Origin of the sequence: Paenalcaligenes sp. (genome assembly GCF_030152715.1) — a bacterium.
In the GTDB taxonomy this organism is placed as follows: domain Bacteria; phylum Pseudomonadota; class Gammaproteobacteria; order Burkholderiales; family Burkholderiaceae_B; genus Paenalcaligenes; species Paenalcaligenes hermetiae.
This window is the reverse complement of the sequence record NZ_JASLIX010000133.1, coordinates 1-9,208: the sequence shown is the minus strand read 5'-3', so window position 1 is coordinate 9,208 and position 9,208 is coordinate 1. Positions and strand designations below refer to the sequence as shown.

The window sequence follows — 9,208 nt, the reverse complement described above, 5'->3', positions numbered from 1 at the left end:
GATTTGGACATGTATTGTATTTGTAGCGGCCGTAGCACTAGCGCTGGTGTTACGTGATCATAATGGTAATGTACTGATTGTTGCACCGCCTTGGCACGTGAGCTTTTCTATTACTTTTGGTGTGATCGCTCTGATTGCCGGGTTTTTTGGTTTTTATGCACTATTACGTTTGCTTTCGTGGTTAACAGGTAGTCCCGAGCGTTTTAAAATTTGGCGACGTCGCCGAGCAGAAAAACGTGATCAAGCGCTTTTGCAAAATGGGTGGATTAGTACGCTGGAAGGCCGTTATGCGCAAGCGGAAAAAGAGCTCTCTAAATTGCTAGCCAAAACCAAGTCAAAAACCTCAAAGGTGGTGGCTGGTTTGGCCTCTGCACAGGCCTCACAGTACCTAGAAGAATATCAGCGTCGCGATGAGGCGTTACAGATTGCACAAAAAAACGCGGGTTCGGATCCTCGTTTAAAGTTAGCCTACGCGACCGCTGCTGCTGAGCTCTATTTAGAGCAAGGACAAACCCAGCAGGCGATTGATTTATTGCAGCCGGTACAGGATGCGAGCTCACGTCATTTTCATGCTACCCGTTTATTGCTGAAAGCATACAGACAGCAAGATAACTATGAGCGTGTTTATGAGCTAACTCGTTTGTTATTGCGTCGTAGCGCGATTGATAAAACGCAAGCTTTAGCTTATATCGAGTATGCGGCAGCGCGACGTATTCAGTCGGCCACACAGATAGATTCGTTTAAAGCAGTCTGGAATGATTTGCGCACTGAAGAAAAAAATCTGGAGCAGGTGGCTATAGCGGCGGCGCAGTTCCTAGAGGCACAGCAAAACTATGAAGAGCAAGCGCGAGTATTAGAAGCAGCGATTCAGCAAAAACCTAGTCCGGAATTGTATAGTTTATATGCTAACTGCCCAGCTGAGCATTACAGTCGTCGCTTAAGTAAAGCGGAAGAGTGGTTGCAAAAATACCCACACGACCCAGCCTTATTGATCGCTTTAGGGCGTTTGTGTATTACAGGGCAGTTGTGGGGCCAAGCTGAGCATTATTTAAAACGCAGCATGAAAATCCGTAATGACTTACGCGTGCATGCTTTGTTGGCTCAGTTGTATGATGCATTAGGACGAGAAGAGGACGCTAGGTATCATTGGCGTATTGCGGCAGTCACGGCAGGTGCACTACCTGTTATGACTCCTAATCGCTTATTACCAGCGGCTGATTTACAGGCGGATCCTACCTTGGTTGATGGTCACTTGCCCGAAGCACCGCTGATCGTAGATAATGAGCGTCCTATGGCTGCAAGTGCAGTAGATAGCAGTGTTTTAGGCGCAAAGTCGCATACGGTGCTTGCACCTAGCGAAATGACTGAAACGAGCGAGAACAGTCATCATCCAGATCATTATTTTGATTCTGCTCCTATTCCTGGAGTGGATGTAACGATGACTTCTGATGGTTCCTCTCGCTCAAAAGATTAATTGTTTTTATAAAGGCGTATCAATGAGCTTGACTGCAATAAGTTATGGCGACAATGCCCCCGAAGAATTCAACGTGGTTGTAGAGATCCCGATGAATTCGGATCCGGTCAAATATGAAATTGATGATAAAACAGGCGTGGTGATGGTAGACCGCTTTATGTTGGCGGCGATGCATTATCCATGTAACTATGGCTATGTGCCACAAACTATTTCCGAGGATGGCGATCCGGTAGATGTGTTGGTTTTATCGCCTTTTCCAATTCAGGTAGGTGCGGTAGTAAAATGTCGTGCCGTAGGGGTATTGAATATGGAAGACGAAGCCGGTGGCGATGCTAAGGTGTTGGCTGTACCTGTAACTAAACTTTATCCTCCATACCGCCATATCAATGCACCTTCTGATTTACCCCAAGAGGAATTAGATCGTATCCAGCACTTTTTTGAGCGTTATAAAGACTTAGAAAAAGGGAAGTGGGTTAAGGTCCAAGGCTGGGCGGATGCAGATGCGGCCAAAGCGGAAATCACGAGCAGTATCGAGCGCTATAAAGCAGCAAAATAATAGCTAAAGCGCTATGCAGAAAAAAGGCTTTACATGATGGAATGTAAAGCCTTTTTTTATGCGTTGCCAGTGATAGCAGCTGCTTAGCATTAAATGGCTGTTGTTGATAGGGGAGTGTGGTTTTTTATCAAGTATTAATAAATTTAATACAGGGTTATTTTGCTTATTTATGTAACATGCAGTAAGATCAGTTCAGCGTTTGAACAAGTCAAAAAGCGCGCAGGATAAGGGGACGAGTGTTTCGAGATCTTACGGCATTAGGATCTTGTGTTTTATACAGCGGCATTTTGCCGCTGTTTTTTTTCGTTGTTCATGGTTACATTTTGTATTGAGCGGCTGGGCTATGGTGGTATTAGAAGTACAGACCGTTGTTTGTATGATTATTGAAAAGGAATAAGCCATGAGCCAAAATAACCAGAGTATTCTTGATGTCGTCGCAATTCGTGCGCAAGCAAAAAAACATGTTGACGACGGGGCAGTTTCTTCCGGCTATCAGGGCGATAGAGAAAAAATCATCCAAATGCTCAACGAAGCATTGGCGACAGAATGGGTCTGTGTATTGCGCTATATGCGCCATTATTTCACCGCTACAGGTATCCATAACGAATCCATTAAAGCGGAGTTTTTAGAGCATGCACAACAGGAGCAAGAGCATGCTAGCCGTATTGCTGAGCGCATTGTGCAGTTAAATGGTGAGCCCGATTTAGACCCAGCGACCTTAGTAACACGTAGTCATGCCGAATACGATACCAGTGCTGATATTAAGGACATGATTCGTGCGAACTTAATTGCTGAGCGTATTGCCGTGGAGTCGTATCGTCAGATGATTGCAATTATTGGTGATACCGACCCCACCACACGTCAAATGTTAACGGAAATTATGGCAGTAGAAGAAGAGCATGCGGATGAAATGAGCGATTTATTAGGCTTGTAAATCGGTATTTTGTTGTAGCAAGGTGCCTCGTCCCCTGGATGGTGACGGGGCATTTTTATTGGGAGTGGGGCAGCAGACTAAGCTGGGCGCCATATTCTTGCCAGATTTGATTTTGGATTTGTTGGGATACGGCCTCTTTTTGGGCAGCAGGCACTAAAAAGCGTATTTCCACCCAGTGCTGCTTGGTGTCTACAGGTTCCCACAGCACCTCTATTTTATTAGATGGGGCTTCTAAAAGGGCTCTGGAGCCCAAGCGTTGAAAATGACGTAATGAGTCATTTGCCCATGGCTCACAAATGCGGGTTGCAATACGCGTAGCAATATCTGTGAACTCGGCTCGCGGCGTGGCGTAAGGGACAGCAATGCGCAGTGTGCCCACGACATAAGCACCTAGCCCAAAGTGATTCGTGATGACCGCAGTTAGCAATACACTATTAGGTAGCACAATGGTTTTACCCGTAATTTGATGGGAACCATTGGTTTCAGAAAGGGTGATATTCAGTAGGTCCACATCTACTACCAGGCCCTGCACACCGCTGAGTTCAATATGGTCTCCCACATTAAAAGGGCGCGACATAGCAAACATGGTGTAACCGGTGATGCACATAATAAGCTCTTTGGTGGATAAAACCAATGCCATGGCAAAAGCGGAAAGGGAAATCGCTACACCAGCAATCTTGGTGGCCCAAATCATGACAATAAAGCTAACAGCAGCCAAGATGATGACGTTTTTAATTAAAACCAGTTGTTGTCGGCCTTGGCCCCGCTTAGCTTGCGCGCGTGCCGGTGAGGTTTGATAGCGCACATTAAGATGGTTGAGAAAGATAGCAACGATAATCACCACAATGGATGAAACGATACGTACTAGCTCACCACCAAAAAAGGTATTTAGGCTACTAATCAAGTGAAAGTTCCTCGGATGAAGTCAAAATACGGCTTATTTTATCAGCCTGTGGCTTAAAACCCTATGCTAAGTGCTCGTTGTCGTCAGCAGTTTGCTTTGAGAAAGGGTAGGGGTATTCCATTTCGTTGGCTAGCTTGTGGTAGCATTTAGGTAACAGAATTGATTTTTTTTGCACGAAAGGTTTATTGATGAGCAAAACATCCTTAGATAAAAGCAAAATTCGTATTTTATTACTTGAAGGTGTGCATCAAAATGCAATAAACACCTTTAATGCCGCCGGTTACGACAACATTGAAACCATTCCCAGTGCGTTGTCGGGTGATGAGCTCAAAGCCAAGATTGCCGATGCGCATTTTATTGGTATCCGTTCTCGCACCCAGCTCACTAAAGAAGTCTTTGATGTGGCAGAAAAGCTGGTGGCCGTAGGATGTTTTTGTATTGGTACGAATCAGGTGGATTTAACTGCTGCTCGTGAGCGGGGGATTGCTGTCTTTAATGCACCGCACTCTAATACGCGTTCGGTGGCAGAGCTAGTTTTAGGTGAAGCCATTATGTTGCTACGTGGCATTCCGCAAAAAAATGCGGCGGCTCATCAGGGCAAATGGCTCAAGAGTGCGGCGGGTTCTTACGAGATGCGCGGTAAGACGCTAGGGATTATTGGGTATGGTTCAATTGGTACACAGTTATCCGTATTGGCCGAAGCCTTAGGCATGAATGTGGTGTATTACGATGTGGTCACGAAGCTGCCTTTAGGTAATGCCCGCCAGCTTGATCAGCTTGATCAGCTTCTTGCCCAAAGTGATGTGGTTTCCTTACACGTGCCAGAGCTACCCTCTACGCATATGATGATGGGCGAAAAACAAATACGCACCATGAAAAAGGGTGCCGTGTTGCTTAACGCGGCGCGAGGCACGGTGGTCGATATCGATGCCTTGGCAGCGGCGATTCAGGACAAGCATCTAGCCGGTGCGGCCATTGATGTGTTCCCAGTGGAGCCCCGCTCCAATGATGATGAGTTTCTCAGTCCGCTACGTGGCCTGGATAATGTGATTTTAACCCCTCATATTGGGGGTTCCACCCAAGAGGCTCAGGCCAATATTGGGATCGAGGTGGCACAAAAGCTTGTGAAATATAGCGATAATGGCACGTCGGTGTCCTCGGTGAACTTTCCTGAGCTGGCTTTGCCCTCGCACCCTGGCAAGCATCGCATTTTACATATTCACAAAAATCAGCCGGGTATGTTAGGGGCCATTAATAAAGTTTTTGCTGATAGTGATATCAACGTATCGGGGCAGTTTTTGCAAACAGATGAAGCCGTGGGCTATGTGGTCATTGATGTGGATCAAGCGCATTCCCAGCAGGCTTATCAAGCGTTAAAAGAAATTCCGGGAACGATGCGTTGTCGCTTGTTGTTTAGCTAGTTCTCACTGGTGTTATTTAAAGCCCTTTGGTGTATATCAAAGGGCTTTTTTAACGAGGATTACACAGCCTGAGCAGGCAGAAAAAACAACTCGATTTGGGTGCCGTGATCGAGTTCACTTTTTAAGTCTAAGCGCCAAGACAGTTTTTCACACATCAGTGTGACAATATACAGACCCAGTCCCCCTGTTGTGGGAGCTTGCTGCTGTCCAAGTCGAGCTTGTTGCTGTGGGCTTAAACCCCGACCTTGGTCTTGTAATAGTATATGATCGGCGTAGAGGTGTAGCGTAATGGTTCCCGTTGTGTGCTGCAGTGCATTTTGAATCAAATTACGCAATAGCATGGTGATGAGTAGGGCGTTGGCTTCAACCTGGGGCTGCGCATGGCTGTGAAAATGCACACGTTGTGGGATAGGGTACACCGTTCCCATATCTTGGAGTAATTGCTGAATAAGTGATTGGAGATGAACGGTATGTATATCGTGGCTGGACTCATAACGGGATAAGCGCAAAATCGTATTAATATTATCTGTCATATCCTGATTGGCGCGCTTTAAGCGTTGTAAGGTTTTTTGATCGGCAGGGCTAAGTTGGTTACGGGCTTCGATAATTTCTATGGCGCCGGCGATGACAGCAATAGGTGTCCGTAGCTCGTGACTAGCCAAATGCAGTAGGTTTTTTTCGCGCTGCATATAGGCGGTGAGCTCGGCTAAAAAGCGGTTAAATGTTTGGGCAATATCGTAGAGCTCTTGGTCTTGATAGTTCAGCTTGAGTTGTGGCAGGTTCGGGCCAACGGGCAGTTGTTGGATGGTTTGACTAAGCCGTTGTAAAGGGGTGGTGATTTTTTGGCTACTGACACGAGCCAGCCACCAGCTGAGTATGGAAATTAATCCGACCAAAATAAAGGTGAGAGCAGTGAATTTGTCTTCACGCTGCTCAAATGCCGTAATGTTGCGTGCCACATACAGTGTGCCATGAGAGGTGGTTTGCTTATTAAGTAAAAAAGTTTGGTCTTGTTCGTAGACCTCAGCGACCTCACGTTGTGCTAAGGCATTAAATAAACTCGGGAAATGAGCGGGGTGGGGTTGGCCAGCAGGGATATAAGCAATTTGGTGTGAAGCGCTTTGCCAAATAAAGGGCTCTGTACCTTGCATTGGCGCGATAATAGGGGCATCGCCAAGCTCAGGTGACATTTTTAGCATGGTGTATTCTAAGCTTTCGTTGGCTAAAAAAAGAGTCAGCACCATTGTGATCATACTGATTAGGCTGACAATAAAAATGGCACGGTAGATACGATTCGCGATGGGTTTCATAGGCAAGGCTTGGATTGTAGCGGTTTAGGTGCTAATCTTAATTGTTTTCATAATATAAAAAATGCGCTTTATTGTGTACAAAAGCGTAAAAAACATTAGCGCAATCGGCTTTTTGCGTTTTAAAATATTTTTTTGCCGTTTATATGTAAAAAGCATTTGCTTAGGTTGAATTATCGTGCCAGAAACTGTATCTACTCGTACCGAAGAAGACCTTTTAGGTCAATTAGAAGTTCCTTCTCATGCCTATTATGGCATTCAAACTCTACGTGCTGTCCAGAACTTCAAGCTTTCTGGGGTGCCGTTAGCGCATTTTCCTAATTTTGTGATTGCGTTGGCCATGGTTAAACATGCTGCTGCCGATGCAAATCACGAGCTAGGCTATTTGACTACATGCAAACATCAGGCGATTACCCACGCATGTCAACGCATTATGCAGGGTGAATTCCATGATCAGTTTGTGGTGGATATGATTCAAGGGGGTGCTGGTACCTCGACGAATATGAATGCCAACGAGGTCATTGCGAATGTGGCGTTGGAATACTTAGGCTGCGAAAAGGGGGACTACAAACAAGTTAACCCCAACAATGACGTGAACATGGCGCAGTCTACTAACGATTCTTACCCTACCGCAATTCGCTTGGGGCTGTTGTTAGGGCATGACAAGCTTTTACTGAGCTTAGAAAATTTGATCGCGGCGTTTCGGGTAAAAGCACAGGCTTTTGAGCATGTATTAAAAATGGGGCGTACACAGCTTCAGGATGCTGTTCCTATGACCCTTGGTCAGGAATTCCAAGCGTTTGCAACCACCCTCGAAGAAGATTTATGCCGTTTACGCACGCTGGTGCCAGAGCTGCTTTGCGAGGTAAACCTAGGTGGAACCGCAATTGGTACAGGGATTAATGCTGACCCTAGCTACCAACGTTTAGCCGTAGAGCGATTGGCTGCGATCAGTGGTCATCCGGTCAAATCGGCGGTGGACCTGATCGAAGCCACTTCAGATATGGGTGACTTTGTCTTGTTCTCCGGTATGCTCAAGCGCACAGCGGTTAAACTCTCAAAAATCTGTAATGACTTACGCTTGCTTTCGAGCGGACCACGCACAGGGATTAACGAGATTAATCTTCCTGCCCGTCAGCCAGGTAGCTCGATTATGCCGGGTAAAGTCAATCCCGTGATTCCAGAGGCCGTGAATCAAGTGGCGTTTGAAATCATAGGCAATGATCTAACACTGACCATGGCGGCGGAAGCCGGTCAGCTACAGCTAAACGTCATGGAACCGATCATTGCTTACAAAATGTTTGATTCCATTCGTTTATTGCAGCGCTCGATGGATATGTTGCGCGAGCTTTGTATTGATGACATTACCGCTAATGAAAACCACTGCCTGCATTTGGTCGAGCATTCTATTGGGCTAGTGACGGCACTTAACCCCTATATTGGTTACCAAAACTCCACACGAATTGCTAAAAAAGCCCTAGAGAGTGGTCGTGGGATTCTGGAGCTGGTGCGCGAGGAAAAACTCCTCGAAGACGACGTATTGGATGATATTTTGAAACCCCAGAATATGATCGCTCCCCGTTTGGTTCCAGTGAACAGCTAATCTAAGCAAAGCGACAACGGCATCAAGGCATAGCTCAAAAGGCTATGCCTTTTTGTTTGTGGGATAAAATGGTTAAAGAATTACCACAGGAGTATGGTTATGCATTTACAAGAAGAGCTTTATCAAAGTCTCTATGAGCTAGCGGATCAGGGCAATATTGCCTTAGATCAGGGGCGCTACGAGGAGGCAATCGTATTATGGCAGCAGGCGCTAGATGTATTACCTGCTCCAGTTAATCAATGGCAGGCGGCCTTTTGGTTATATGCGTCGATGGGAGAGGCCTTATATCAGCTAGAGCGCTACGATGAGGCCACAGCGGTATTAGAACAAGCAGCCCATAACCCCGAGGGCAAAGAAAATCCGTATCCTTATTACATGCTAGGTAAATGCGCTTGGCGCTCAGGCCAAGACAAAGCGGCCAAGTATCTTTTAAAAGCTTACGATTTAGATGGCGAAGGGATTTTTATAGCGGACCCTGTCGATGGCGAGGCCTGTTTGGCTTATCTTTATGATTTGGGTGCACTTTAAAAATGTTAAAAACCATTCATGATATTGACTTTGCGGCCTTGTATAAACAGCATAAGCAGTTGGCAGCTCGACCTCGTTCTAGCCCAGAAAAATGGGATGCTAAAGCCCAGCAGATAGGGATAGGGCAGCTAGAGGACGCTTATACGCACGCTTTATTACAAGCACTATCGTTGCAAAAAACAGAAACCCTGTTAGATGTGGGCTGTGGTGCTGGGGCCGTGGCGGTACTTGCCGCGCCTTATGTACGGCAGGTGTATGCGCTGGATTACAGTGTGGGTATGCTGGCCAAACTGCAAGAGAATGCCCAACACTATCAGGCGCATAATATTAAAACATTATGTAAAGACTGGGAAGATGATTGGCAGGATGTGCCTGTTTGCGATGTGGTGGTTGCTTCGCGATCTACTTTGGTCGAGGATATGGCGGCGGCACTCAAAAAACTGACCCAACAGGCAAGGCGTCGAGTGTATTTGACCTATCC

The 9,208-nt window shown here is 46.2% G+C and carries 9 protein-coding genes; 7 read left to right on the top strand and 2 right to left on the bottom strand.

Going from position 1 to position 9,208, the window contains the following annotated elements:
- The 3 genes from Q1V74_RS10780 to Q1V74_RS10770 all read left to right on the top strand — a co-directional run.
- Window positions 1–1,474, top strand: a 1,474-nt coding sequence (locus Q1V74_RS10780) for a heme biosynthesis HemY N-terminal domain-containing protein (RefSeq protein ID WP_366524689.1), incomplete at its 5' end; no start/stop codon positions are given.
- Window positions 1,475–1,496: 22 nt separating this feature from the next.
- Window positions 1,497–2,030 carry an inorganic diphosphatase gene (ppa, locus tag Q1V74_RS10775; RefSeq protein ID WP_300648832.1) on the top strand — a complete coding sequence of 178 codons (534 nt, stop codon included), beginning with the start codon at window positions 1,497–1,499 and terminating at the stop codon, window positions 2,028–2,030.
- Between the two features lie 400 nt (window positions 2,031–2,430).
- Entirely contained in the window at window positions 2,431–2,964 is a 534-nt protein-coding gene (locus Q1V74_RS10770) for a ferritin-like domain-containing protein (protein ID WP_300648830.1), read from the top strand.
- Between the two features lie 55 nt (window positions 2,965–3,019).
- Here Q1V74_RS10770 and Q1V74_RS10765 read toward each other — a convergent pair whose 3' ends face one another.
- A complete protein-coding gene (locus Q1V74_RS10765) occupies window positions 3,020–3,868 on the bottom strand; it encodes a mechanosensitive ion channel family protein (protein ID WP_260649650.1) in 849 nt (282 codons plus the stop codon).
- A gap of 188 nt (window positions 3,869–4,056) precedes the next feature.
- On the opposite strand from Q1V74_RS10765, the gene serA reads away from it, so the two are divergent.
- Window positions 4,057–5,289, top strand: coding sequence for a phosphoglycerate dehydrogenase (serA, locus tag Q1V74_RS10760; protein ID WP_300648828.1), 1,233 nt, complete (start codon window positions 4,057–4,059; stop codon window positions 5,287–5,289).
- Between the two features lie 59 nt (window positions 5,290–5,348).
- On the opposite strand, the gene Q1V74_RS10755 is transcribed toward serA, so the two are convergent.
- Window positions 5,349–6,599, bottom strand: a complete 1,251-nt coding sequence (locus tag Q1V74_RS10755) for a HAMP domain-containing sensor histidine kinase (RefSeq protein ID WP_300648826.1) — start codon at window positions 6,597–6,599, stop codon at window positions 5,349–5,351.
- A gap of 175 nt (window positions 6,600–6,774) precedes the next feature.
- Here Q1V74_RS10755 and Q1V74_RS10750 point away from each other — a divergent pair, with 175 nt between their 5' ends.
- From Q1V74_RS10750 to Q1V74_RS10740, 3 genes are all read left to right on the top strand, one after another.
- Window positions 6,775–8,199 carry an aspartate ammonia-lyase gene (locus Q1V74_RS10750; protein WP_300648824.1) on the top strand — a complete coding sequence of 475 codons (1,425 nt, stop codon included), beginning with the start codon at window positions 6,775–6,777 and terminating at the stop codon, window positions 8,197–8,199.
- A 99-nt stretch (window positions 8,200–8,298) separates the two neighbouring features.
- Window positions 8,299–8,727, top strand: a complete 429-nt coding sequence (locus tag Q1V74_RS10745) for a tetratricopeptide repeat protein (RefSeq protein WP_300648822.1) — start codon at window positions 8,299–8,301, stop codon at window positions 8,725–8,727.
- Between the two features lie 2 nt (window positions 8,728–8,729).
- Window positions 8,730–9,208: methyltransferase domain-containing protein (locus Q1V74_RS10740; RefSeq protein ID WP_300648820.1), on the top strand; the 479-nt coding region annotated here is incomplete at its 3' end.